The 23,281-nt window shown below is 68.0% G+C and carries 25 protein-coding genes and 1 tRNA gene; 14 read left to right on the plus strand and 12 right to left on the minus strand.

Annotated features, from left to right (window positions below):
- The first annotated feature begins 101 nt into the window (after positions 1-101).
- The gene (locus tag NN2_RS16225) at positions 102-296 is read left to right on the plus strand and encodes a hypothetical protein (protein WP_030515762.1); all 195 of its coding nucleotides are present in this window, start codon (positions 102-104) and stop codon (positions 294-296) included.
- A 154-nt stretch (positions 297-450) separates the two neighbouring features.
- Here NN2_RS16225 and NN2_RS16230 read toward each other — a convergent pair whose 3' ends face one another.
- Positions 451-1,203 (minus strand): SDR family oxidoreductase, encoded by a 753-nt coding sequence (locus tag NN2_RS16230; RefSeq protein ID WP_245658731.1) that lies wholly within the window; start codon positions 1,201-1,203, stop codon positions 451-453.
- Between the two features lie 50 nt (positions 1,204-1,253).
- On the opposite strand from NN2_RS16230, the gene NN2_RS16235 reads away from it, so the two are divergent.
- The 5 genes from NN2_RS16235 to NN2_RS16255 all read left to right on the plus strand — a co-directional run bounded on the left by NN2_RS16235 (position 1,254) and on the right by NN2_RS16255 (position 6,108).
- Complete coding sequence (locus NN2_RS16235) at positions 1,254-1,568, plus strand: winged helix-turn-helix transcriptional regulator (protein WP_227462808.1); 315 nt, start codon at positions 1,254-1,256, stop codon at positions 1,566-1,568.
- A 148-nt stretch (positions 1,569-1,716) separates the two neighbouring features.
- Positions 1,717-2,178 (plus strand): hypothetical protein, encoded by a 462-nt coding sequence (locus NN2_RS16240; protein WP_063014511.1) that lies wholly within the window; start codon positions 1,717-1,719, stop codon positions 2,176-2,178.
- Between the two features lie 127 nt (positions 2,179-2,305).
- Positions 2,306-3,208 (plus strand): metal-dependent hydrolase, encoded by a 903-nt coding sequence (locus tag NN2_RS16245; protein WP_063014513.1) that lies wholly within the window; start codon positions 2,306-2,308, stop codon positions 3,206-3,208.
- Positions 3,205-4,314: a PDR/VanB family oxidoreductase gene (locus tag NN2_RS16250; RefSeq protein WP_063014516.1), complete on the plus strand. Its 1,110-nt coding sequence runs from the start codon at positions 3,205-3,207 to the stop codon at positions 4,312-4,314. Before NN2_RS16245 ends, NN2_RS16250 begins: the two co-directional genes overlap by 4 nt.
- A gap of 30 nt (positions 4,315-4,344) precedes the next feature.
- A complete protein-coding gene (locus NN2_RS16255; protein WP_439955855.1) occupies positions 4,345-6,108 on the plus strand; it encodes an SDR family oxidoreductase in 1,764 nt (587 codons plus the stop codon).
- Positions 6,109-6,210: 102 nt separating this feature from the next.
- On the opposite strand, the gene NN2_RS16260 is transcribed toward NN2_RS16255, so the two are convergent.
- From NN2_RS16260 to NN2_RS16285, 6 genes are all read right to left on the minus strand, one after another.
- Complete coding sequence (locus tag NN2_RS16260; RefSeq protein WP_082857022.1) at positions 6,211-7,140, minus strand: slipin family protein; 930 nt, start codon at positions 7,138-7,140, stop codon at positions 6,211-6,213.
- A gap of 668 nt (positions 7,141-7,808) precedes the next feature.
- Positions 7,809-8,327 (minus strand): UCP032817 domain-containing protein, encoded by a 519-nt coding sequence (locus NN2_RS16265; protein WP_063014521.1) that lies wholly within the window; start codon positions 8,325-8,327, stop codon positions 7,809-7,811.
- 61 nt (positions 8,328-8,388) lie between these two features.
- Complete coding sequence (locus tag NN2_RS16270; RefSeq protein WP_063014523.1) at positions 8,389-9,408, minus strand: TerC/Alx family metal homeostasis membrane protein; 1,020 nt, start codon at positions 9,406-9,408, stop codon at positions 8,389-8,391.
- Positions 9,409-9,607: 199 nt separating this feature from the next.
- Complete coding sequence (locus NN2_RS16275; RefSeq protein WP_063014525.1) at positions 9,608-10,039, minus strand: nitroreductase family deazaflavin-dependent oxidoreductase; 432 nt, start codon at positions 10,037-10,039, stop codon at positions 9,608-9,610.
- 138 nt (positions 10,040-10,177) lie between these two features.
- Positions 10,178-11,263, minus strand: a complete 1,086-nt coding sequence (locus NN2_RS16280; protein ID WP_063014527.1) for an NAD(P)H-dependent amine dehydrogenase family protein — start codon at positions 11,261-11,263, stop codon at positions 10,178-10,180.
- A 40-nt stretch (positions 11,264-11,303) separates the two neighbouring features.
- Entirely contained in the window at positions 11,304-12,356 is a 1,053-nt protein-coding gene (locus NN2_RS16285) for a Rieske 2Fe-2S domain-containing protein (RefSeq protein WP_063014529.1), read from the minus strand.
- 147 nt (positions 12,357-12,503) lie between these two features.
- On the opposite strand from NN2_RS16285, the gene NN2_RS16290 reads away from it, so the two are divergent.
- Positions 12,504-13,121, plus strand: coding sequence for a TetR/AcrR family transcriptional regulator (locus NN2_RS16290; RefSeq protein WP_030518457.1), 618 nt, complete (start codon positions 12,504-12,506; stop codon positions 13,119-13,121).
- A gap of 15 nt (positions 13,122-13,136) precedes the next feature.
- Here NN2_RS16290 and NN2_RS16295 read toward each other — a convergent pair whose 3' ends face one another.
- A complete protein-coding gene (locus NN2_RS16295; RefSeq protein ID WP_063910780.1) occupies positions 13,137-14,048 on the minus strand; it encodes a MerR family transcriptional regulator in 912 nt (303 codons plus the stop codon).
- 72 nt (positions 14,049-14,120) lie between these two features.
- Here NN2_RS16295 and NN2_RS16300 point away from each other — a divergent pair, with 72 nt between their 5' ends.
- Positions 14,121-14,783, plus strand: coding sequence for a maleylpyruvate isomerase family mycothiol-dependent enzyme (locus NN2_RS16300; protein ID WP_063014531.1), 663 nt, complete (start codon positions 14,121-14,123; stop codon positions 14,781-14,783).
- A gap of 259 nt (positions 14,784-15,042) precedes the next feature.
- Positions 15,043-15,846 (plus strand): LLM class flavin-dependent oxidoreductase, encoded by an 804-nt coding sequence (locus NN2_RS16305; protein WP_063014533.1) that lies wholly within the window; start codon positions 15,043-15,045, stop codon positions 15,844-15,846.
- Between the two features lie 33 nt (positions 15,847-15,879).
- On the opposite strand, the gene NN2_RS16310 is transcribed toward NN2_RS16305, so the two are convergent.
- Both NN2_RS16310 and NN2_RS16315 read right to left on the minus strand, forming a co-directional pair.
- Positions 15,880-15,953 (minus strand) — tRNA-Ile (locus tag NN2_RS16310).
- A 284-nt stretch (positions 15,954-16,237) separates the two neighbouring features.
- Entirely contained in the window at positions 16,238-16,846 is a 609-nt protein-coding gene (locus NN2_RS16315; RefSeq protein WP_082857023.1) for a maleylpyruvate isomerase N-terminal domain-containing protein, read from the minus strand.
- 126 nt (positions 16,847-16,972) lie between these two features.
- Between NN2_RS16315 and NN2_RS16320 the strand changes: the two genes are divergently transcribed.
- The 5 genes from NN2_RS16320 to ppk2 all read left to right on the plus strand — a co-directional run bounded on the left by NN2_RS16320 (position 16,973) and on the right by ppk2 (position 20,397).
- Positions 16,973-17,425 carry a hypothetical protein gene (locus NN2_RS16320; RefSeq protein ID WP_030518462.1) on the plus strand — a complete coding sequence of 151 codons (453 nt, stop codon included), beginning with the start codon at positions 16,973-16,975 and terminating at the stop codon, positions 17,423-17,425.
- Positions 17,426-17,613: 188 nt separating this feature from the next.
- Positions 17,614-18,849, plus strand: coding sequence for an inorganic phosphate transporter (locus tag NN2_RS16325; protein ID WP_063014537.1), 1,236 nt, complete (start codon positions 17,614-17,616; stop codon positions 18,847-18,849).
- A 5-nt stretch (positions 18,850-18,854) separates the two neighbouring features.
- Positions 18,855-19,154 (plus strand): hypothetical protein, encoded by a 300-nt coding sequence (locus tag NN2_RS16330; RefSeq protein WP_063014539.1) that lies wholly within the window; start codon positions 18,855-18,857, stop codon positions 19,152-19,154.
- Positions 19,155-19,164: 10 nt separating this feature from the next.
- On the plus strand, positions 19,165-19,476 hold the full coding sequence (locus NN2_RS16335) for a DUF3349 domain-containing protein (protein ID WP_063909229.1): 312 nt from the start codon (positions 19,165-19,167) through the stop codon (positions 19,474-19,476).
- A gap of 9 nt (positions 19,477-19,485) precedes the next feature.
- Positions 19,486-20,397 carry a polyphosphate kinase 2 gene (gene ppk2 / locus NN2_RS16340; RefSeq protein ID WP_063014541.1) on the plus strand — a complete coding sequence of 304 codons (912 nt, stop codon included), beginning with the start codon at positions 19,486-19,488 and terminating at the stop codon, positions 20,395-20,397.
- A 7-nt stretch (positions 20,398-20,404) separates the two neighbouring features.
- Here ppk2 and NN2_RS16345 read toward each other — a convergent pair whose 3' ends face one another.
- The gene (locus tag NN2_RS16345) at positions 20,405-21,346 is read right to left on the minus strand and encodes a hypothetical protein (protein ID WP_063014543.1); all 942 of its coding nucleotides are present in this window, start codon (positions 21,344-21,346) and stop codon (positions 20,405-20,407) included.
- A 183-nt stretch (positions 21,347-21,529) separates the two neighbouring features.
- A complete protein-coding gene (gene casG, locus NN2_RS16350; RefSeq protein ID WP_063014544.1) occupies positions 21,530-23,185 on the minus strand; it encodes a steroid-24-oyl-CoA synthetase in 1,656 nt (551 codons plus the stop codon).
- Positions 23,186-23,281 lie beyond the last annotated feature (96 nt).

The following is a 23,281-nucleotide window of genomic DNA, read 5'->3' on the forward strand; positions in this document are numbered from 1 at the left end:
CCGGGCGTACCGTTTTGCCCCACAGCGTTGGTCGGCGAAGGCGCCGAGGGTGATCGCATCGCCCCGGGCGCTCGCCGAGTGCGACAAGGAGGTCGATTCCGGTGCACCGACTCGAGAAGTCCGCTCTGTGGCGCTGTGTGCTGAACGGATTGTCCGCGCTGGGTGCGGGTTTCGGCGCGATGGTTCCGGTCTACCTGAACGAGTGCCAGGTCGACGACTACCGCGACGCCGAAGCGGCCGCGGCCGAATGGGACTGGTCGATCCCGTATCAGTGGTTCGATCACGCCCACGGGTGATCGTGCGGGCCCGGCGGCGGCCGATGTGGACCGATCGTGGCCGGGCTGCCGGCGCGCCGCGGCCGCTGGTCGGCTCGGCCGTCCGCGAACGGTAGCCGCTTCGCAGCGAGGGGTCGGAGCGTGGCCGTGGCGGTGCCGGCTCCGCGTCCGACGGTCAGGTAGCCGGATCGATGGCGTCGGCCAGGTAGTCGGTCCCGCCGACATAGACCGTATGGCCGGATTCGGTATCGGCCGTGGTGGTATCGGCGATCGCGGTCGCGAACTCGTCGATCGTGGGCAGCGCACCGTGTTCGGTTCGCGCCGCCACCGCGTCCGGATCGCGGCGTTCGAGCAGGCGCACGATGATGGTGCCCTCGATCATGTCGCCCGACACGACCGTGAAACCGATTCCGAGCGAGTCGAATTCGCCGATCATGGCGCGCAGCGCGTCCTCGCCCGCCCGCTTGCTCCGCGCTATGGGCTCGTAGTCCGCCGGGGTGGGTTTGCGGCCGTGGAAATGCGCCTGGTGGCTGGTGACGAACACGATGCGCGCACCCGGGGCCATGAGCGGTAGCGCCAGCCGGACCAGCCGCACCTGGGCGTCACGGTTGATCGCCATCGCGTAATCGGGCGCGGCGCCGTGTTCGAGCCCGCCCGAGGCGTTGAGGATCAGCACGTCAAGCCGCCCGAAGCGGGTGCGGATCTCCTCGATCATGGCCGCGGCGGCCCCGGGATCGGACAGGTCGGCGCCCACCGGCGTCGCCGATCCGCCGTCGGCGGCGATCGAATCGGCGAGAATGCTTGCCCGCCTGCGTTTCTCGCGATAGTTCAGGACGACGTGATCGCCGCGCCCCGCGAGAATCCGGGCGGTCTGCGCCCCGATGCCGCGGGAGGCGCCGGTGATCAACACGATGCGTTGTGAATCCACCCGCACTCCCACTCGTTGCTTCTCTTTCAGAATCACTATGGTAGTTCGAAATGAGAAGTGCAAGAGAGCGCGAGGGCGCCCCGCGGGCGGCGATGGAACTGCTGGGGCAGCGCTGGATGCTGCGCGTCGTCTGGGAACTGACGCCGGGACCTCTCGGTTTCCTCGAGCTGCGCCGGCGCATGGACAACTGCTCCTCGAGCATGCTCTCGGTGCGCCTGCAGACCCTGCAAGGCGCCGGTGTGATCGTCAAACGCGCCGACAAGGCCTACGAGTTGACCACGGCTGGAACCGAACTCGTGCGGGCGCTGCAACCGCTGTGGGCGTGGGCGGCGAGCAATCTCGACGCCGGCGCGGTGGGGGAATAGTCGCTGTCGTCGACCGAGCGGGCGATAGGTGCCGAGGTTGCGCGTATGCGCCGGTGTCGCGTGCCCACGGCCGCGGAATCGATCCACTAGGTTTGGTAGACACGCCCACGGGCGGCGGGTGGAGTTCGACGAAGATCTGGGGACTGACATGAACGGTGACACGATTCGGCGCGGTAGCCGCCCGCTGTTCGGCGCGGCCGCGGCCGCCGCGTTGCTGATACTGACCGGCTGCGGCTCGTCCGACTCGGGGAACGCTCGCCCGGCCGACTCGGTCGCACCGAAGGCGACCACCGCCAGCACGGTCCCGGAAGTTATCGACTGTTCCTTCAGTAAGCCGGCGGTCCGGCCGGAGAATATGATCCTCGCCTGCGCCGATCTGGGTGCTCAGGTCGAACAGATCGTGTGGCAGAGCTGGGGGCCGGATCAGGCACAGGGAGACGGTGTCGAGCGGGAGAACACCTGCGATCCCAACTGCGCCGCCGGCAAGTACGTCACCAAAAAGGTGCATCTGACGCTGACCGACGTCGCGCGGCCGGGCAATGTCTTCACCAAGGTGACCACCGTGGATGCCGACGGTCACACCTTCACCTGGCCGAGAACTCCGCGCTGAACCGCTCCGGCGGCTAAAATTATGTGGTACTCAGGGTGTCGCTTACCGCCCGATAATTGCTACGCTGCTGTAGCAACGGTGCCGGTGCGGCCGGAACCGATGGCCGAGATGACGACCAGGAGTACCGATGAAGTTACTTCCCATGCGCAACCGCGGCGTGGGCGATCCCGGTGAGGTGGCGCTGCACGCGCGGAATGTGCAATTCGATTGGCGGGCCACCCCGCTGCACTGGCTGGCCGCCGAACCCATCGCCTCGCATGTGTTCAACTCGCTCAACCTGCTGCTGCCCGAGGGCGAGCGGATGTTCATCCAGACCTTCTCCGAGGCGCTGCCGCTGATCAAGGACGAGAAGCTGCGCGAACAGGTCATCGGCTTCATGGGGCAGGAGGCCATGCACGCCGAAACCCACAACGACTCGCTGCAGCAGGTCTTCCGCGCCCACGGCGTCGACGTCGACAGCTACGCACGGCAGATGGAGTACATCTTCCGCAAGGCGCTGGGTCCGCGAGAGGGGCAGACGCCGCGCGAGGAGTTCCAGACCCTCGTCGAACGGCTGGGCTTCATCGCCACCCTCGAGCACTTCTTCGCCTTCCTCGGCGACTGGATCATCAACGCCGATCTGGAGCGGTTCGACGCCGCGCCCAACATGCTCGACCTGTACCGCTGGCACGGCGCCGAGGAGGTCGAGCACCGCTTCGTCGCCCACGATGTCGCCGGATATTTCGAGGTCGGCTACGTGCGCCGGTGCGCGCTGATGGCGATCACCTTCCCGATCTTCGTGGCGCTGCTGCTGCGCGGTACGAAGTATCTGGTGCACCAGGACGCCGAGCTGCCGAATATGGGGTATCCCCGCATCGTGGGCAAGGCGCTCGGTGCGATGTGGCGGGGTGCGCTGCCCGGAATTCCCTCGCTGCTGTGGTCGGCGCTGTCGGTGGCCAAGCCCGGATACACCCCGGCCTCGGTCGGATCGACCGCGCAGGCCGTGGCGTATCTGGCGAAATCGCCTGCGGCGCAGGCACTCGCGTCGTGACGACACGCAGGCCCGTGCCCACCGAGCTGCCGCCCGACCTCTACGGCGGGCGCGGCTGGGACCGGCCGATCGGCATCATCGGCGCGGTCGCCGAGGCGCGGATGCGGTGGGCGTCGCTGATCCATCGGCGTCCGGTGACCGGCGCGGTCGACAGCGGCCGGTTGCGCGTGCGGGTGGTCGAGCGGCGGATCGAGGCGCACGACGCCGATGTGGTGAGCCTGGTGCTGCGCGCCACCGACGGCAGCGCACTGCCGACCTGGCGACCTGGCGCCCATCTGGACCTGGAACTGCCGTCGGGCCGGCTGCGGCAGTATTCGCTGTGTGGTGACCCCGCCGATCGGTTCCATTACCGCGTCGCGGTGCGCCGGATACCGGGCGGACTGGGTGGTTCGGTCGAGGTGCACGACGACCTCCGCGTCGGCGCCGAACTCACCATCCGCGGGCCCCGCAACGCCTTTCCGTTCGTCCTGCCGGGCCACGGATCCTCCGCTGCCCGTGTGCATTTCGTCGCGGGAGGCATCGGGATCACGCCGATCCTGCCGATGGTGCGGATGGCGCATCGGCTGGGCGTGGACTGGACCATGGTCTACACCGGCCGCAGTCGCGACACCATCCCGTTCCTCGCCGAAACAGAATCCTTCGGCAGCCGGGTGACGGTGCGCACCGACGACGAGGGGGGTGTGCCGACGGCGGCGGAACTGCTGCCCGGCGTCGGCGTCGACACATCGGTCTACTGTTGCGGGCCGGTCCCGATGACCTCGGCGATCGCCGCGGCCGTTCGCGAAATGCCCGGTGTGGAAATGTATTCCGAGCGATTCTCTGCCGCGCCGGTGGTCGACGGCAAGCCGTTCCGCGTCGAGCTCGCCCGCACCGGTGAGGTGCTCGACATTCCCGCCGACCGCTCGGTGCTCGACGAAGTGCTGCGCGTGCGGCCCGATATCGCCTACTCCTGCCGGCAGGGTTTCTGCCGCACCTGCAAGGTCCGGGTACTCGACGGGCAGCCCGATCATCGCGACACCGTCCTCACCCCCGGCGAGCGCGCCGAGGGCGAACTGCTCATCTGCGTATCACGGTGCGCCGGTGAGCGTTTGGTGCTCGACCTCTGACCTCCACTCGCCCTCTTCGAGGAGATTCTCGTGACCGACACCGCCCCCGTTCCGGACTCCGAACACTTCGTCCGCAACGGTGACTTCGATATCGCCGTCTACGAATACGGCGATCCCGCCGCACCGACCATGCTGCTCGTGCACGGCTGGCCCGACGACCATCACCTGTGGGATCGGGTGATTCCCAAGCTGTCCGGGCGTTTCCACGTCGTCGCCTACGACACCCGCGGCCACGGCCGCTCCACTCGGACCGATCGCACCGAGGACTACGGCCTGGACCGCTTCGCCTCCGACTTCTTCGCGGTGGCCGATGCGGTGAGCCCGGACCGGCCCGTGCACGTGCTCGCCCACGACTGGGGTTCGGTGCAGGTGTGGGAGGCGGTGTGTGAGCCGCAGGCCGCCGCCCGGGTGGCCTCGTTCACCTCGGTCTCCGGCCCGAATCTCGACCACCTGGCGAAGTGGACCCGCAATCGGATGGGCCGCGGCGCGCTGTGGGGCCCGGCCACGCAGCTGCTGTCCTCGGCCTACACCTTCCTGTTCATGACCCCCGGCCTGAACAAGGCGGTGATGCGGCCGCTGTCGTCGGAGAAGGTGTGGAAGCGGTTCATCGGCCTGATGAACGAAACCTCCCCGGAGAACGTCACATTGGGCCCGGCGTTCCGGCAGGACTTCTTCGACGGCATGCGGATCTACCGCGCCAACATCCTGCCGCGCATGCTCGGCCCGCGCGAGCGGCACACCGAGGTGCCGGTGCAGCTGATCATCGCGCGCCGCGATATCGCGGTGCGTCCGGCCGGGTACGACGACACACCGAAGTGGACCGATCGGCTGTTCCGGCGCGAGATCGCGGGCGGGCATTGGCTGCCGTTCTCCCATCCGGAGTTGCTGGCCACCTCGGCGACCGAGCTCGCCACGGCCGTCGACACAGGTGCGTATCCGCGCACGCTGCGGCGCGCCGAGGTCGGCGCGCAAGCCGGGCCGTTCACCGAGCGGCTGGTCGTGATCACCGGCGGCGGCAGCGGCATCGGCCGCGAAACGGCGCTGGCGTTCGCCCGCCGCGGCGCCGAGGTCGTCCTGTCGGATCTGAACCTGGACGCCGCCAAGGAGACCGTGGAACTGATCACGGCGGCCGGTGGCATCGCGCACGCCTACGCCGTCGACGTCTCCGACGAAGCGTCGATGAGCGAGCACGCGAGCGCGGTGATCGCCGCCCACGGCGTGCCCGACATCCTGATCAACAACGCCGGCATCGGCCAGGCCGGAGACTTCTTCGAGACCTCCGCCGCCGAATTCGACCGGGTGCTGCGGGTGAACCTCGGCGGCGTGGTCAACGGCTGCCGCACCTTCGGCGCCGCCATGGCCGAGCGGGGGCTCGGCGGACATATCGTCAACCTGTCCAGCATGGCCGCCTACAGCCCGCAGCAAGGTTTCAGCGCCTACTCGACCAGTAAGTCCGCGGTTTTCATGTTCTCCGACTGCCTGCGCGCCGAACTGGCCGGCAAGGGTATCGAGGTGCACACCATCTGCCCCGGCATCGTGCACACGAATATCGTTGCGACAACGAAGTTCTCGGGCCTGTCCGACGATGCGGAGGCCGCGAAGCAGGCCCGCTACGACGCGCTGTACCGCAAACGCGGCTACGGCCCGGAGAAGGTCGCCGACCGGATCGTGCGCGCGGTCGAACGTCACCGCGAGATCGTCCCGGTCACGCCGGAAGCCCACCTGCAGTACCACTTCAGCCGCTTGGCCCCGGCCGTCAACCGCTTCGTCGCGGCGCGGGTGAAGCTGACGTAGGCCGCGTTTCGCGTCGTCGGCGCGAGGGACCGGTCGTACGGTCGATGCGACCGGTCCGCCTGTTTGCGCCGGGGTCGAGGGAGCCTGGAGAGCAGGCGGCCTTCACTCGGGGCGAATCGGTGCGTGCTGCGGTGATCGCGAGGCGTCTGCCCAGGGCGGTTCGGCGGCGCGGGGGTCCACGCCGGAATCCGTGTCCGGCGCGTGCGCCGTCCCGGCTTCGGCGGTGGGCGTGTCCGGGCGGCTCTCGGCCGGCGCCGCACCAGATTCCGGCGGGGTCGACCGTTCCAGGAAGCGCAGCAGCTCCACCGGGAACGGCAGGACCAGGGTCGAATTCTTCTCTGCCGCAACTTCGACGACGGTTTGGAGCAGTCGCAGCTGCAGGGCCGCCGGGGCGGTCGCCATCCGTTCGGCGGCGTCGGTCAGCTTTCGTGAGGCCTGGAGCTCGCCCTCGGCGGTGATGACGCGGGCGCGGCGTTCACGCTCGGCCTCCGCCTGCCGCGACATCGACCGTTTCAGCGACTCCGGCAGCGCCACATCCTTGATCTCCACCCGGTCGATGTGGACGCCCCAGGCGAGGGCCGGGCTGTCGATCATCAACTCGAGACCCTTGTTCAGCTGTTCGCGGTTGGACAGCAGATCGTCGAGTTCGCTCTTACCGATGATCGAGCGCAGCGAGGTCTGCGCCACCTGTTCGACGGCGAACAGATAGTCCTGGACCTCGACCACCGCCTGCGTCGGGTCGATCACCCGGAAGTACACCACCGCGTCGACCCGCACGGTCACGTTGTCGCGAGTGATGCCCTCCTGTCCCGGCACCGGCATCGTGACGACCTGCATCGGCACCTTGTGCATCTTGTCGACGAACGGAATGAGCACCCTCAAGCCCGGATTACGCACCGCCCGCACCCGCCCGAATCGGAACACCAGCCCGCGTTCGTACTGCTGAACCACTCGCAACCCGGTCCCGAACGCGACCCCGGCGCACACCGCCCCCGCCCCCACGATGAATGCGGCAAACGTCGCAACGTCCATAGCGTCACCACCATGCGAAACGCCCGGCACGCCCGCGACCGGGCTCCTGCCATCGATCATGGCACCGTTGCGCCGAGCGGGCCACGAACGGCCGGCGAAGGAGGTTCGCGGCCGGAGAGGTCGCCCGGGTGCGGCACAACCGGCTCACCGGGCGAACGCCCGGTTGTGCGGCTACCGTCCGCTCATGCACTTCGTCGTCATCGCGGCCGTGGTCGGCGCACTCGTCTGGATCTCGGTGGCAGCCGTTCGCCGAGAAGCATCGCCGTCGGCGCGGCGTCGGAAATGGGAGGCCGGCGATGCGGGTCGCAGTGGCCGCAGATTCAGCGGAAGTGATTGCGGCGGAGGCGGTTGCAGTACGGACAGCTTCGGCGGGGACAGCGGTTGCGGTGGGGGGAGCAGTTGCGGCGGGGGCAGTAGTTGCGGTGGTGGTAGCGGCTGTGGGGGTGGCAGCAGTTGCAGCGGGGGCAGTAGTTGCAGTGGCGGGAGTAGCTGTGGCGGAGGTAGCAGCTGTGGCGGTGGTAGTAGTTGCGGTGGCGGCAGCAGCAGCTAGGTCGAACGGCCACCTCGGCCGGCACGCGCGGGCGGCCCGGGGGATCGCCGCACCCGATCGGTTCGCGCCGGTCTGGGTCTGTGCGGTAGGAGCAATCCGTGGCGACCGGCGGCCATCGTCACCGCCGAGCGCGGCGCCCTGAACCTCCGCTGATCTCACCCAGGGCGGTTTCCACCTCGGCGATCCGCTCCGGCGAGACTCCCCACGGATTCTCCACTCCCACAACGACATCCAGATCCCACAGCACGCAGTCCTCGCCGGGGTCGGCGACGAGGGACCAGGCGACGACGGTGCGTCCGAGCTGAGTCGCCATCGGCACACCGCTGCCGCCGCCGTAGCCGTCTCCCTCGGGAAAATGGTGCAGGAACCGGCCGTACGCGGCCTCGCAGAAGTCCCGGTAACGCTTGGTGCACAGGATCAGACCGTGCCACGCCTCGTCCACGGCATGGGACGGCATGCCGATCACCTGGTCGTCGGCCAGCGCGGCTCCGCAGCATCGCAACCATTGCCGCAGACCGGTGTCCACCAATTCCCGCGGCTGCCAGGGACAGGTCTTGAAGACGGCCTCCGGCAATCGCAGCGCATCGACGGCGCGCCGGGTGCGGACCGGATCGATACGCCGGAAGCGGGACAGCACCGGCCCACGGTACGGCCGAGATCGCGCGGCGGACAACTCCTGCGCCCGCGGGCCGCGATGCTCATCGAGCGGACGTGTCGACAGTGGCGGAGTCGCCGTCCTTCTCGCCCCGGGTGGCCAGCAGGCTGGTCACGGTCACTACGCCGAGCACCACCACGATCACCAGCAGCGAGGCGGCGGTGGGGATCTCCGGCAGCCAGTCCCAGTAGCCGTGGGCCCAGTGCAGCACCAGTTTGACGCCGATGAAGCCGAGGATCACGGCCAGGCCGTAGGCGAGGTGCACCAGGCGGGCCAGGACCGCCTGCAGGACGAAGTAGAGGGCGCGCAGGCCCAGCAGGGCGAAGGCGTTGGTGGCGAACACCAGATACGGGTCGCCGGTGACGCCGTAGACCGCGGGCACCGAGTCGATCGCGAACACCAGGTCGGTGGCCATGACGGCGGTGACCACCAGGGCGAGCGGGGTCAGGGCGCGGCGGCCGGCCTCCCGCACGGCCATCTTCGTGCCGCGGTAGTCGTCGGTGACGGGCATCAGCCTGCGCATCAGGCGCACCGAGCGCATCCGGGAGATGTCGACTTCCTGTTCGTGCCCGGTGACCGCGTCGCGGATCAGCTTGAGCGCGGTGAGCAGCAAAACCGCGCCGAACAGCAGGAACGCCCAGTCCAGCGAGGCGAGCGCCGCCGCACCGACGGCGATGAAGATGCCGCGCAGCACCAGTGCGCCCACGATGCCGAACAGCAGCACCCGTTGCGCCAGCACCGCCGGGACCGCGAAGGCCGCCAGCAGCAGCATGAAGACGAACAGGTTGTCCACCGAGAGCGACTTCTCCAGCAGATAACCGGTGATGAACTCGGTGGCGGGCTTCGATCCGAATCCGGCCCACAGAATGCCGAAGAACGCGACCGGCAACGCCAGGTAGAACACGGTCCAGCCGACCGCCTCCCGCATCGACACCTCGTGCGGTTTGCGAGTGACGACGAAGTCCAGCGCGAGCAGAACCAGCACACCGGCGATGGTGGCGGCCCACAGCCAGGGGGAGCCGATGGTGTGCAGCTGCTGGGCTGCGAGAACGGACGAGTTCACAGGTCTCCTCGGGTATGCGAAAGCACCCGAGGTCTCCTTCACCCGATATCCGGGCGGCCATCCGGGGATCCCGACGGCGGAATCCGTACTGACCGGTGTGGCGCTTGGGAAGTACTCCCCTCGGAGGCGAGGATAGCGAAACCTTTGCCCGAAAACCAAGCGATCCGGACGAATGTGACCAGTCCGACCGCCGCCCGCGTCACTTCCGCGGGCTGAGCACCACCACCGATATGGGCCGATCGGTCATCTTCTGGTACTGCGTGTACCGGCCTTTGTTGACCTTGTCGACCAGCGACCACCGCCGCGCGTACTCGGTGTCGTCCGGATACGTCGGCCGCGCGGTCACCGGAATCCGCCGATGCCCGACCTGGATCTCGCACTCCGGGGCCGCCTTCACATTCGCCAGCCACCCCGGCGGCCGCGGCGACCCGCCGTTGGACGCCGTCACCAGATAGTCGTCGCCGTCTCGCGCATAGGTCAGCGCACTGGTGCGCGGCTGCCCGGTCTTGCGCCCCACCGTCCGCAACAACAGGGTGGGGTTCCCGAACAGCAGCCGGTGCCCCACGTACCCGTCCGACTTCTCGTAGATCCACTGATGAGCCCGCAGCGCGGTGGAAAACAGATCAGCCATCCCACACCTCCGATCAGACGACTAGGCAACCCCTGCCCAACACTAACCGGCGCGGAGCGCGAAAGCCCGCAACAAGATTCAGCCGCACCCCGTGCATGCGCGATCCACGCGACGGGCCGGGATGCGGCTGCCGAGCGTTCAGATCCTGAAGCGTCCCGCGAAGGTGCGCAGCGGCAGGTCCGCGCTGGTGATGATGCCGGGGCGCGCGGCCACCACGGATCGAATGGCATTCAGGGCCGGCAGGCCGGTGACGGTCATGCCGATCGAGGCGAAGTTCTCCGGGTTCGACAGATCGAAACCCTTGCGCGGGAAGATCATGTGCTTGCTGTAGATGTTGGGGTCGCCGGTCACCTGAGTGATGTAGCAGCCCTTGATCTCCCACGACGGGTCGGTGTGCGGCGTCATCTGCCACTCGAGATGGGTCTCCACGCGCGGGACACCGTCGACCATGCCCTGATATTTGATGTAGCTCGCGCCGAGCGAGCCCTTCGGCATGAAGTACCAGCCGAGGTCGACGTCCTTGGTGCAGGCGCCGAGTTCGTAGCCGAACGTCACCTCGTCGAGTTCGAGTCCGAAGGCGTCGGCCATGAGGTAGACCGAGTCGGCGAACACCGCGGTGTAGCGGTAGAGCGAATCCGGGATCGTGGGGTCGTCGACCGGGCGGCCGTAGCCCACGGCCTTCCAGGTGTCGACGGAGTGGTGACAGGAGACGTCGACCGATTCGGTGACGGTGATGTTCTCGATGTCGGCGACGTCCGCGGTGTGCACGATGCCGAGAATCTGGCACAGACCCGGGTTCATGCCGGTGCCGTAGAAGGTGGCATTTCCGCGCTCACAGGCGGCCTGGATCACCTCGCTGACCTTGCGGCCCGAGGGATGGGCGTGGTTGGTGTCGCGGTGGAAACCGGTGATCCAGTCCGCGGTGGTGACCACGTTGATACCCGCTTCGAGGACCTTCTCGTAGAGATCTTCGTCGGGGAAGACGCCGTGGAAGGTGAGGACGTCGGGCCGCGCGGCGATGATCTCCTCGACAGTCCCGGTCGCGGTGACCCCGATGGGGTCGAGGCCGACGATCTCACCGGCGTCGCGGCCGATCTTCTCGGGCGTGTAGCAGTGCAACCCGACGAGCTCGAGATCGGGATGGTTGCGGATGCGCCCGATCATCTCGGTGCCGAGATTGCCGGTGGCGACCTGGAATACCCGGATCGTGTCGGAGGTGCTCATCGCGTGCCTTTCGGTGTGGTGGCTGCGGGGGTGACGGTGCTCAGGCGGTCGCGTCGGCCGCGGGATGTACGGCGCCGCTGTGCGGCCGGTGCGGGTCGGTGCCCGCGGGGCCGCCGTCGGGATAGAACTGCAGCGCCCACTGGCGTAGCGCGGTGAATCCCTGAAATTCCTTGCGGCTCAACGCGGGTGGATCGGAGTAGCGTTGGTGGGCCCAGATGTTGATGTCGGCCTCGAACTGTTCGATCACGAAATCGGCCATCGTCTTTCCGTATCGGCTGATCTCGGGGCTGTCGTCGCCCGTCTTGCGTCCGATCCACACGGTGAACCGGACATCGGAGGTGTATTCGTCCACCGGCGTCACCGCGGGCATGGTGCGGTTGTCGACCATGCCCCAGCTCTTGGTGATCGAACAGCCCAGCCCGGCGTTGATCGATTCCACGCCGCTGTTGACGTCCGATTCGCTGATGCCCTCGTCGAAGGCGATGGTGAAGTCCACGTAGGACACCGGGCCGGAGAAGTCGTGGCGGGTGAACTCCGGCACGAACGGCGTCTTGTGCACGACCTTGAAATGCGCGAAGTCGACGCCGTTCTCCATGATGTACTGCGGATGCAGTTCCAGGCCCGGCCGGAACAGTGTGGCCGCGGGCACCGGCGGATAGTAGTCGGCGGCGGTCTTGTCGTCACCGAATGCCTCGAAGATGTCCGGCACCTCGAAATACGGTGCGCGGCCGTCGATGTCGTACCAGATCCACACGGCCTCGTTGCGTTCGACGACCGGATAGCTGCGGATGCGGCGGCCCTTGTTGGGATGTGCCTCGTAGGGGATGCAGACGTTGCGCCCCTGCCGATTCCACTCCCATCCGTGGAACGGGCACACCAGGTTCTCGCCGTCGACGCGCCCGCCGTAGCCCAGATGCGCGCCGAGATGTTCGCAGTACGCGTCGAATACCGCGAGCTGCCCCGATGCCGAGCGCCACGCGACCATCTCGCGGCCGAAGTACTTCATCTTGTGGACGGCGCCGATGGGGATCTCGGTGCACCACGCGACCTGGAACCAGCCCGTCGGCTCCATCGACAGGGGTGGTTTTGCCATCTCGATCCTCCACATTCGGCGAGGGGCTGCACGTCGCGGCGCAGACCGCCGCGCCCGGCGACACAAGAGTAGAAGCCTCTATGAAAGAAAACAAGAGGGTTCGTTGAAACTGGATGCCGCAGTTCAGGGACGGTATTATCGACCGTCGTGACGGAGGTAGCGGTGCACGGGAGGCGTGCGAACAAGCGCGGTATCCAATCGCGGGAGGCCATGCTCGAGGCCGCGATCACCTCGCTGGCCACCGGCGACCCCGCGGCCGTATCCGGCAACCGGATCGCCCGCGACATCGGCGCGACCTGGGGAGTCGTGAAATATCAGTTCGGCGATATCGACGGACTCTGGGCGGCGGTGCTTCGCTACACCGCCGACAAACGCGGCGACCTGCCCGCCGGTATCGCGACCGAAGGAACCCTGTCCGAACGGGTCGCCGCCCTGATCAACACCATGGCGATCGGACTGCGCCGCCCCGAATCCCTCGCCATCGAAACCCTGCGCGCCGCCCTGCCTCGCGACCACGCCGAACTCGAACGCGACTATCCGCTGACCGCCGCCGAACTCGCCTCGTGGAAACCCAACTGGGACAAGGCATGTGAACGAGCCTTCGCCGACCTGGGCGTCGACCCGGTCAAAATCCGCCGCGTCGCCGCACTCATCCCCGCCGCCATGCGCGGCATCACCTCCGAACGCACCCTCGGCACCTATGGCAACCTCGACGACGCCATCCAGGGACTCATCGACGGAATGGTCGCTTACCTGGAGAAGTAGGGCCGCGCGGCGTCGCTACCACCGGCTCAGCGCCCGGTACAGCCAGTCCTGCGCCGCGCCGGTGGTGGTCGTACCGGTGATTTCGGCGGTGAGCGTCCAGTACCGGCGGATGCGCGGATCGTTGTCGTCGGCGCCGTGGAGCAGCCGGCGCCGGAACTCGGCCGTGGGGCGGACGCGCCGGGCGGCGGCGTGGGCGGCGAGAAACCGGTCGAGTTCCGCGCCCGGCCGTGGTTCCACGCGCGTCGCGACCAGCGGGTCCACGATTTCGCAGGCTTCGGCGACGCCGGACAGCAGTGCGCGTTTGTCGCGGATATTCGTGGGGTCGTGTCGCCAGAGCTGTTGTGTCATCGCGGCGGTCAGGCGCGGATCGGTCACCGCGGTGGCGAGCTCGGCGTAGGCGACGACTTGCCGGGGCGTCGGATCGGCGGGCGGGGCCGGAATGTTCATGGCGACGAAACCGTCGAATGTCTCCGGTGCGATCGGGGTGAGCACTCGGCGCCAGAACGCGACCAGATCGTCGCGGGCGCGCCGGCTGTCGCCGACGGCGGCCAGTAGTTCCAGCCGCGCGGCGCGCCGGCCGGGCGAGGCGTCCTCGACCGCCGCCAGCACGGCCCGGCGCCAGGTCAGTGCCTCCAATTCGGCGTCGAGCGTGGCTCTTTCGGCGGCGACGGCGTCGGCGATCGAGGTGGTGCCGGTGAGTACGGCCGTGATCGCCTGCAACCCGAGGCCGAGCGTGCGCAGCCGGCGCACGAGCTGCAGGTGATCCACCGCCGTCGCCGGATCGAACAGTCGATGCCCGACCGCGCTGCGGTGCGCGTCCAGTACCCCTTCGTCGCAATAGAAGCGGATGGTGCGGACCGGGACGCCGGTGCGTTCGGACAGCTCTCCGATGGTGATCAGACCATCGCGACGTGTGTTGTGGGTCACAGTTGCTGGAACCTCCACCCGGCTGGAACTCCTACGGTACGGCAACACCGATCACCCTGAGGAGTTCCGACAATGGCTGGAAAGACATCGATCGATACCGAGCAGCTCTGGCAGGCCGTCGCCGCCGAGCGCGCGAGCCTGGTCGAACTGTTGCGGGCCCTGCCCGAGAGTGGTTGGGAGCAGCCTTCGTTGTGTGCGGGCTGGCGGGTTCGCGATGTGGTCGCACACCTGATCCTGTCGGCGGATTCCGGCCTCGGGACGATCCTGTTCCATCTGATCCGAGCCCGAGGCGACTTCGATCGAATGGTCCGCGACAGCGCCATCCGCCACGCCGACCGCCGGACCACGACCCGGTTGCTCGCCGACCTGCACGACAGTATCGGCGTTCGGCGCACACCCGTCGGCACGACGCCCGTCGACCGCCTGATGGATCTGCTCGTACACGGCCAGGACATCGCGATCCCGCTCGGCATCCCCCGCGAAATGCCGGTACCCGCAGCGCGATCGGCCCTCGATCGCGTATGGAACGGTGGCTTTCCGTTCCGTGCCCGCTCGAAGTTCGGGAGTTACCGCCTCGTGGCCTCCGACTGCCGATGGACCGCCGGCGCCGGACCGGTCGTCGAGGGGGCCGCCGCCGACCTGCTGCTGCTCATCACCGGCCGCGCGCCGGCCCTCGACCGGCTCACCGGCGAGGGCGCGGCGCAGTTGACAGCGATGCGGGCGGGGCGGCGATAGTTCCCTGGGCTCGGACGGCGGCGGGTTTCCCTCCCGCCTCTTGCGAGAACGCTTGGCCCACCGAAGATTACGCACCGCAGTTGGTGGGCGACAGCTGAGGCATACGGCTGGAGAACCTCGCCAGTCCGACCGGCCGCTCATCGTCGCCCACCCCGCGACGTGGTCGGTGCATGGCCGGACGCTTTCCGGCCGCGCCGATGAATTTCGCGGGGATCCGCCGTCCATGTTTTCGAACGCACCGACCGACAGGAGTTCAGCCATGACGAGACCGTTTCGCTTCGGGGTCGTCGCCCCGCTCACAACCGATGTGCCGACGTGGCGAGATCGCGTGCGCCGCATCGCCGGCAGCGGATACTCGACGTTGCTGGTGCCCGACTTCCCGCTCACGCAACCGGCTCCCGGCCCCATGCTGGCCACCGCCGCGGCCCTGACCGACCTGCGCGTGGGCACCTGGGTGTACGCCTCTCCGCTGCGCCCGCCCTGGCAGACGGCGTGGGAAGCGCATTCGCTGTCGCTGCTGACCGAGGGCCGCTTCGAGATGGGCATCGGCACCGGCAGGCCGGGTATCGAGGACGAGCTGCGCGACAAAGGGCTGCCCATCCTCCCGCCGAGCGAGCGGCTGGCCGAGGTACGTGAGACGGTGAAGGCGCTGCGCGATCTCGACGGCCCCGACCGTCACACCCCGGTGGCGATGGCCGTCCTCGGTCCCAAGGCCCGAGCGCTGGCGGCCGAGGTCGCCGACACGGTCACCTTCGCGCTGGGGGACCAACCTCGAAGTGAGGTCGAACGCCTGGCCCGCGACTTCCGCACCACCGGCGATCTCGAGCTCGCACTCGCCGTGCCCGTGGTCGGCGATACCGTCGCGCCGTACATGGCATCCCCCGACACCGACCCGGCCGCCTTGCGCGCGGCGGACGCGCTGAACGTACTCCCGGATGATCCGGCCGCCGCCCTCGAGGAAATCCAACGACGCCGCGAAGAGATCGGCTTCTCCTATTTCGTCTTCGGCGCCGACATGGCCGACCGGTTCGCCCCGGTCGTCGCCGAACTCGCGGGGCGGTAGTCGGGTGGCGGCCCTCGAGTGAGAGAGAGTTTGTGGGGCGGGTGGGGCTCGAACCCACGACCAGCGGATTATGAGTCCGCGGCTCTAACCGACTGAGCTACCGCCCCTCGCCGCGCTGCACGCGCGTGGGGGATGCTACCGGGTCGGGGGTGCGACGGCCTAGTTGGGCTCGGGCGGGTGGCGTCTGGTGGTGAAAGGGGATGGCGCGAGGGCGGTTTCGCCCTTTCGTGTCAGTAGCCGGCGAGCAGCGCGTGCAGCCTGGTGAGTTGGGCGGGAGTGAGGGTGCTGCGGACGCGGGTGCGGGGCTCGGGGCGGCGTCCCCACAGGACGAGGAGGCGGGCCGCGGCGTCCAGCTCGAGGCCGGGGGCGTCGGATGCGTCCTCGACCGAACTCAGTGCAGCGCAACCGGATTCGACCGACAGCCGGATATCGGGCGCCCCCGGTGAGCACAGCCGCACGTCGAAATTCTCATCCGGAGACACGGATCGCGGCGCACGCCCGACGCCAGCAGCATCGGGCCGAGCGCGCGCACGGCGTGGGCGGTGAGTTCGGGCTGGGCGAGGAGTTCGTCGCCGATGCCGTCGTCCCCGGTGATGTCCCAGCGGTGGACGGCGAACTCGCTGCGCAGATGCGGCAGGAACATCGCCACGGGCATGGTCCGGCCGGTCCACGGGACGACCGCGTCGGGGTCGGCGGCCAGAACATCCCCGAGCAGCCCCCGCAACCGCTGCTCCTCGAGTTCCAGCCGTCGCATCAATTCCGGGTCGCTCATCGCCCGAAACGGCGCCTCCCGCTCCTCGAACCCGCGCGTGGCGGGCACCGGCTCACCGTTCAGATACGGCTCCAGATGCCGGCTGATCTCGACGGCCCCGGCCACGAGATGCGCGGTAACCTCATGCGCCGTCCACCCCGCACACGCGCTGACCACCTCCGGAGCGATGGCCCGGCGCGCCTCGAGGAATGCCTCGGCCTCACGACTCTGCTGCACAGCTGAACTCATGCCGGGAGAGTAGAAGCGAAACCCTTCGGCCCCCACCGAACTGTGCCGGACGGTCCCCGCTGTTCTGTAGCACGTCTGTCACTCCACCGCCACAGTCCGATAGCGAACGGGCTGGAGGATCGGCTGATGACAGCCATCTACGCGAGCGAGCAGGTAACCGAACAGACCACTCCGTGCATTGCGCCCGCGCAGTCGCGATATCGGGAGATATTCGGTGACACCTGGTACGAACAACGGATCGGGGCGCTGGTCATGCGGTCGGGGCGCCTCTGTGCGGTGATGACACCCGCCGAGCGGGGCGCTTCGGTGCTCGGCATACTCGGTGATCTGGCGGTGCCGGTGATGCGGGTCGGGGTGGGGGACCGGTGCGTGTGGTCGTTTCTGGCCGAGAATCCCCGTTGTGGTGAGGGCGCGGGATGGTGGTCGCTGGACCTGTTCCGCTGCTTCGTCACCCAGACCGGTCCCGGCGCGTTGATCGCGCTCCCCACCCCTGGCAACCCGCGCCGGACCTGGGTGCGTGAACCGCGGGGCGCGGTGCCGGATCTCCGCCTGGTCGCCGAGGCCATCGTCGCCGCCTAGCGCCGCAGATCCTCAGGGCGATCAGTTCACCGGAGGCCCCGCCGATTCCGGCAAGTGGCAGGCAGACGATTCCATCGGGAACTTTCGATGAACCTCTGCCCGACGTCGATGAAACGCCCAGCTAGGCGGCGTTGCCGAAAAGCGGCAGGGGATTGTGGGCGAGGCCTGCACACCGCACCATCACGAGAGTGAACAGCGAACTGATCATCCTGCTGCTGGTGATCGTCACGGCGCTTGCCTTCGACTTCACCAACGGTTTTCACGACACGGGGAATGCGATGGCGACGTCCATCGCGACGGGTGCCCTCAAACCCACGACCGCGGTGACTCTTTCGGCGCTGCTGAATCTGGTCGGTGCGTTCTTGTCGGTGGAGGTCGCGTTGACGGTCACCAACGCGGTGGTCAAGATCCAGAACAAGGACGGGACACCGAAAGCCGAGTTCACCGCGGATCACGGGCGGGCCCTGCTGATCATCGTGATGGCAGGACTGATCGGCGGCATCATCTGGAATCTGCTGACCTGGCTGCTGGGCCTGCCGAGCTCGAGTTCGCATGCGCTGTTCGGCGGATTGATCGGCGCCGCAATCGCTTCCGGTGCGGGCGTGGTGTGGATCGGGCACGGGAAGATCGACGGGGTGGTGGGCAAGGTGATCATGCCCGCGCTGTTCTCACCGGTGATCGCGGGCATCGTGGCCGCGGTCGGCACCTTCCTGATCTTCAAGATCGTGGTCGGTATCGGCGAACGGTTCACCGAGGCCGGGTTCCGGTGGGGGCAGATCGGCACCGCCTCCCTGGTCTCGCTCGCGCACGGGACTAACGACGCCCAGAAGACGATGGGCGTGATCACCCTGGCGCTGATCGGCTACAGCGCCTCGGATCCGCAGTCGACCGGCCCCCTCGCCTGGCACGAGACCGACAATGTGCCGCTGTGGGTGAAGTTCGCGTGCGCCGCCGCCATCGCCCTGGGCACCTATATCGGCGGCTGGCGCATCATTCGCACGCTCGGCAAGGGACTGGTCGAGATCAGTTCGCCGCAGGGGATGGCGGCCGAAGCCTCCTCGGCGACAATCATTCTCGCCTCCAGCCACCTGGGCTTCGCGCTCTCGACCACCCACGTCGCCACCGGCTCGATCCTGGGTTCCGGTGTCGGCAAGCCCGGTGCGCAGGTGCGCTGGAACATCGCGCTGCGCATGGTGGCGGCGTGGGTCATCACCCTGCCGGCCGCCGCCGTGGTGGGCGCGGTGATGTGGGTGATCGCGGCGAAGATCCCGACCCTGCTGGGCCCGCTGATCGCCTTCGCGATCCTGTGCGCGCTCTCGGTCTACATGTACCGGCGCGCCCAAGCGCAGAAGGTCGACCACACCAACGTCAACGCCGAATGGGACGAGCCGGTCGCTCCCGCGGACACGATCGCGAAGGTCTGAGAACCATGGAAACGATAAAGCTCGTTCTCGAATCGGTCTGGAAGATTCTGCTCGTCGGCATCGTGCTGGGCGCCGGTCTGCCCGCGCTGTTCGCCGTCGGCGTGCGCGGTCTCGCGGTCGCCGACGGACACGAGTCGGCCGACGGAACCGTCCACCGGCCCAATCCGTTCGGCGCCGCGGTGGCCGTCGTGGTCTTCGCCGTCGTGGTCGCCGCGATCGCCGTCGGTATCACGATCATCGTCGCGTCCGGTTTCGGCAAGGCGGTCAGCTTCGAGCACATCTATCCGACCCTGGTCGAGAAGTAGGAGTACACAGGTGAATTCGAGGACCAACGACGAGGGCTTGCTCGCGCAGATCCTGGATTGGCTGCGCGCCGGCTACCCGGACGGCGTCCCACCGAAGGACTACTTCCCGCTGCTCGCGCTGCTGAAGAAGCAACTGAACAAGGACGAACTCGACCGGATTCTCGGCCTGCTGCTGGCGGGCCGGCCCGACGTCGTCGATCGCGAGCAGGTCGAGGCGGCGATCGTGGAAGTGACCCGCTGCGAACCGAGCGAGGACGATCTGCGCCAGGTCGCGGCGAAGCTCGCCGCCGGTGGCTGGCCGCTCACCGGATTCCACGACTGAAGGGCGGACATGCAGCGCAATCTCAGTGCCGTCGCCGACCTCGAGTCCGCCGTCGACCTGACCGACACCACCGGATTCATCGTCGACGACCTGGACGACGACGATCCCGTACTGCTCACCGCCGCAGACGGTTTGGTCGTCGACACCTGGCGTGAAGGCTATCCGTACGACGAACGCCTGAACCGCGAGGTCTACGAGGCCGACAAACGCCTGCTGCAGATCGAACTGCTCAAATTGCAGAACTGGGTCAAGGCCACGGGCCGGCGGCTGGTCATCGTGTTCGAAGGACGTGACGCCGCCGGAAAGGGCGGCACCATCAAGCGTTTCATGGAACACCTCAACCCGCGTGGCGCCCGCGTCGTCGCGCTGGAGAAGCCCACCGCCCGGGAATCGACTCAGTGGTACTTCCAGCGCTACGTCGAACACCTGCCGGCGGCCGGGGAGATCGTGCTGTTCGACCGATCCTGGTACAACCGCGCCGGCGTCGAGCGTGTGATGGGATTCTGCACGCCCGAACAACATCGGCGTTTTCTGAACCAGGTGCCGCTGTTCGAGCGGATGCTCGTCGACGACGGGATCGACCTGGTGAAGTTCTGGTTCTCGGTATCGCCGCTGGAGCAGCGGACTCGCTTCGCGATCCGGCAGGTCGACCCGGTCCGGCAGTGGAAACTCTCGCCGATGGATCTGGCGTCGCTGGACAATTGGGACGACTACACCGCCGCCAAAGAGGAGAACTTCGAACACACCGATACCGACTACGCGCCGTGGATCGTGGTCAAGAGCAACGACAAGAAACGCGCCCGCCTCAACGCGATGCGCCACGTCCTGGGCCTGTTCGACTACGAGAACAAGGAACTCGACATCGTCGCTCCCGCCGATCCGCTCCTCGTCGGCCGCGCCCGCGACGTGGTCGGCTCCTGACCTCGGGTCACGGCGTGCGGTCCAGGACGAGATCCGACAGCCGCACCGCGTACATCCAAACCAGCACGGCCTCTTCGTGACCCGGCACTCCGGGCCGCACATACGCGCGCACGGTTTCGGTTTCGCGCACCAGATCCAGCAGTGCGGCCCGCAGCAGCTCGGGGCGAGGAGAGGTGGTCAGCGTGTGAAAGCTGTAGCGCCAGCGGTAATCGTCGATCAAGCGGTGCAGTCGCTCGGCCTCGACCATATGGTGGTACCGCACCCCCTGCGAATGGGAATCCATGGCGATCAGCAGCTGCTCGACTTCGGCCAGCCGCTCCTCGGTGCCTACCGGTGGCGCGCTGTAGGCGATCTCGCCGGAATCGCGGACGGCGTGCGCGCAGGCCTGCGGCAGATTCCACGGCAGGGACAGCTGCGCCTGCGAGCCTTCCTCCGGTCCCGGCCAATGCGGGCCCGGACCGGTGTCGACGGCGAACAGCACCGCGTAGGGATAGCCCGCGAGGTGCAGCGCCTCGTTGTCCTGCCACGCCGGTCGCTGTGCCGCGTAATCGAGCATGCGCCGGCGCAGCCGGACCATCGTGCGCAGCGCCCGGTATCGATCGGGTTTGGCCCAGCCGAAACCGTTGCCGATCAACTCGCGGCGCACCGTCGCGTTCAGCCGATCCCAGCCCGGCCCGTCGGTGCAGGCGGCGATGCGCACGGAGTAGCCGTTGCCGAACAGATGCCGCAACAACTGCCGCTCCTCGGCGGCCACCGGTTCGGGCGGGCCGGGCAGCAGGACCGCTCGCAGCGAATCCGCGCCCTCGAATCCGTCGTTACCGACATGCACATCGACATGTCCGCGGATCGTGAGTGCCGCCAGCTGCGCCGCGACAATGCGGCCGTAGCGGGCGGCACCCTGTTCGTGCATCGTCGGTGCCAGCAGCATTCCGGCCTGCAGCACCGTCATTCGGGCCGATAATCGTTCGAACGCCGCCGTCATCTGGTCGGGATCCGGAGGCATGCACACCACTCACTCTGTGACACAGGGCAATCAGGTCCGCACCAGTGTAGAGCCCGGCGTGGCGTACATTCGGCAATATCGGCACCGGATCGAGTCGCGGGCGCCGGACGACACCTCGAAACCCCTGTGTCAGACCGTGATCCCGGACCGGATCAGCTTGCCGGTGATGTTGCGCGGCAACGGATCCGAGGTGATCCGCCACCGTTCGGGCACCTTGAAATATGCCAGCCGTTCGCGGGCGAATTCGCGCAGATCCGCCTCCGACGCCGTGGACCCCTCGGTGAGAACGACGACGGCCGCCACCTGCTGCCCGAGATCGGGGTGCGGTTCACCGACGACGGCGCATTCCACGACATCGGGGTGTTCGTCGAGGCACTGCTCGATCTCGACCGGGTAGATGTTCTCGCCGCCGCGCAGAATCAGATCCGATCGGCGGCCGGTCAGGCGCAGGCGACCTTGTTCCATCACGCCGAAATCGCCCGTGCGCAACCAGCGCTCGGCATCGATCGCCGCCGCGGTGGCTTCGGGATTGCGCCAGTAACCCAGCATGACGAACGGGCTGCGGACGTAAACCTCACCTTCGACGCCCTCCGGAACGGGTGTCCCGTCGGCATCGCGGATCTCGAGTGCCACGCTGATGATCGGCCGGCCCAGCGTCCCGGGGGATTCGGCGAGGTCGGCAGGGGTGGCGACGGCGACCGCGGTACTGCATTCGGTGAGGCCGTAGCTGTCCACCAAGGCGTCGGCGGCGAACGGAACCTCTTCGCGCAGACGTTGTTTGAACGCCGGTGACGACGGCGCAGACGCGAGGGCGAAGGCGGTGAGCGAGGAGGTGTCGTAGCGTCCGATATCGCCGTGTTCGAGCAGCCGGGAGGCCATGGTGGGCACCGCACCCCAGTTGGTCACCCGCTCCTTCTCGATCAGGCGCAGAATCCGGTCGGCGTCGAATCCGCCCTGCGGCATGATCACCGCGCTGCCGGTGGCCAGCCGCGGCACCACCAGATTGTGCAGGCTGGCGATGTGGAACAGGGGAGAGGTCAGCAGGCAGCGCAGATCCAGCGGCGCGCCGGGTTCCAGGGTCTTTCCGGTGAACGCGGCGGCCAGTGCGTCGGTGTAACCGAAATAGCCGGTGACGGCCAGCAGATTGCGCTGGGAATGCAAGGCCGCCTTGGGTTTCCCACTGGTGCCGCTGGTGAACAGGATGACGGCGGGATCGTCCTCCGCCACGTCGGGGACCGTCGGTTCGGCGCCGGCGTGGGCGGCGATCAGACGCGGCAGATCCTCGTCCATGGTCACCACTGCGGCGGCGGTGTCGATATCGGCGAGCAGCTTCGCCCGCTTCGCGTCCACGACCACCACGGCCGGTTCGGTCAACGCCAGTCCGTACTCGATCTCGCGCGGCACCCACCACCCGTTGAGCCCGACGGCGATCGCGCCGAGGCTCTGCGCCGCCCAGAAGGTGATCACCCATTCGACGGTGTTCGCGGCCAGGATCGCGACCCGATCACCGCGCCCCACGCCGTACTCCTCCCGCAGCGCGGCGGCCAGCGCGGCGGCCGCGGCGGCGTGTTCTCGATAGCTCAGCCGCCGATCCTCGGTGACGAGATAGTCCCGGTCACCGAAGCGCACCGAGTCGGCGAGCAGTTCGGCGACCGCGCGGCGACGGTGCCGCAGCACCGGCATGCGAGCGCCGAGAACCTCCTCCTCGACGAGCTCGAATCTGCCGCCCGGACCGGTCAGCTCGCGCATGACGGCGGCGATATCGGGCATGGACGTGGTGGTCATGGGCGGTCCTTCTGTGTGGAGCATCACAACCACCGCACTGTGTCACGCACGCCGCCGGCATATGCCGGCGTTTCCGCTCAGCGAGACTCGCGGCCG

The organism is Nocardia nova NBRC 15556 (assembly GCF_001613005.1).
GTDB lineage: Bacteria > Actinomycetota > Actinomycetes > Mycobacteriales > Mycobacteriaceae > Nocardia > Nocardia nova.

What these genes read in the sequence shown, in the direction of transcription:
- NN2_RS16235 (WP_227462808.1), top strand. Translation starts at nt 1,254, where the DNA reads ATGAGAAGTGCAAGAGAGCGCGAGGGCGCCCCGCGGGCGGCGATGGAA.
- NN2_RS16240 (WP_063014511.1), top strand. Translation starts at nt 1,717, where the DNA reads ATGAACGGTGACACGATTCGGCGCGGTAGCCGCCCGCTGTTCGGCGCG.
- NN2_RS16245 (WP_063014513.1), top strand. Translation starts at nt 2,306, where the DNA reads ATGAAGTTACTTCCCATGCGCAACCGCGGCGTGGGCGATCCCGGTGAG.
- NN2_RS16260 (WP_082857022.1), bottom strand. Translation starts at nt 7,140, where the DNA reads ATGGACGTTGCGACGTTTGCCGCATTCATCGTGGGGGCGGGGGCGGTG.
- NN2_RS16275 (WP_063014525.1), bottom strand. Translation starts at nt 10,039, where the DNA reads ATGGCTGATCTGTTTTCCACCGCGCTGCGGGCTCATCAGTGGATCTAC.
- NN2_RS16280 (WP_063014527.1), bottom strand. Translation starts at nt 11,263, where the DNA reads ATGAGCACCTCCGACACGATCCGGGTATTCCAGGTCGCCACCGGCAAT.
- NN2_RS16285 (WP_063014529.1), bottom strand. Translation starts at nt 12,356, where the DNA reads ATGGCAAAACCACCCCTGTCGATGGAGCCGACGGGCTGGTTCCAGGTC.
- NN2_RS16300 (WP_063014531.1), top strand. Translation starts at nt 14,121, where the DNA reads ATGGCTGGAAAGACATCGATCGATACCGAGCAGCTCTGGCAGGCCGTC.
- NN2_RS16305 (WP_063014533.1), top strand. Translation starts at nt 15,043, where the DNA reads ATGACGAGACCGTTTCGCTTCGGGGTCGTCGCCCCGCTCACAACCGAT.
- NN2_RS16315 (WP_082857023.1), bottom strand. Translation starts at nt 16,846, where the DNA reads ATGAGTTCAGCTGTGCAGCAGAGTCGTGAGGCCGAGGCATTCCTCGAG.
- NN2_RS16320 (WP_030518462.1), top strand. Translation starts at nt 16,973, where the DNA reads ATGACAGCCATCTACGCGAGCGAGCAGGTAACCGAACAGACCACTCCG.
- NN2_RS16330 (WP_063014539.1), top strand. Translation starts at nt 18,855, where the DNA reads ATGGAAACGATAAAGCTCGTTCTCGAATCGGTCTGGAAGATTCTGCTC.
- ppk2 (WP_063014541.1), top strand. Translation starts at nt 19,486, where the DNA reads ATGCAGCGCAATCTCAGTGCCGTCGCCGACCTCGAGTCCGCCGTCGAC.
- NN2_RS16345 (WP_063014543.1), bottom strand. Translation starts at nt 21,346, where the DNA reads ATGACGGTGCTGCAGGCCGGAATGCTGCTGGCACCGACGATGCACGAA.
- casG (WP_063014544.1), bottom strand. Translation starts at nt 23,185, where the DNA reads ATGACCACCACGTCCATGCCCGATATCGCCGCCGTCATGCGCGAGCTG.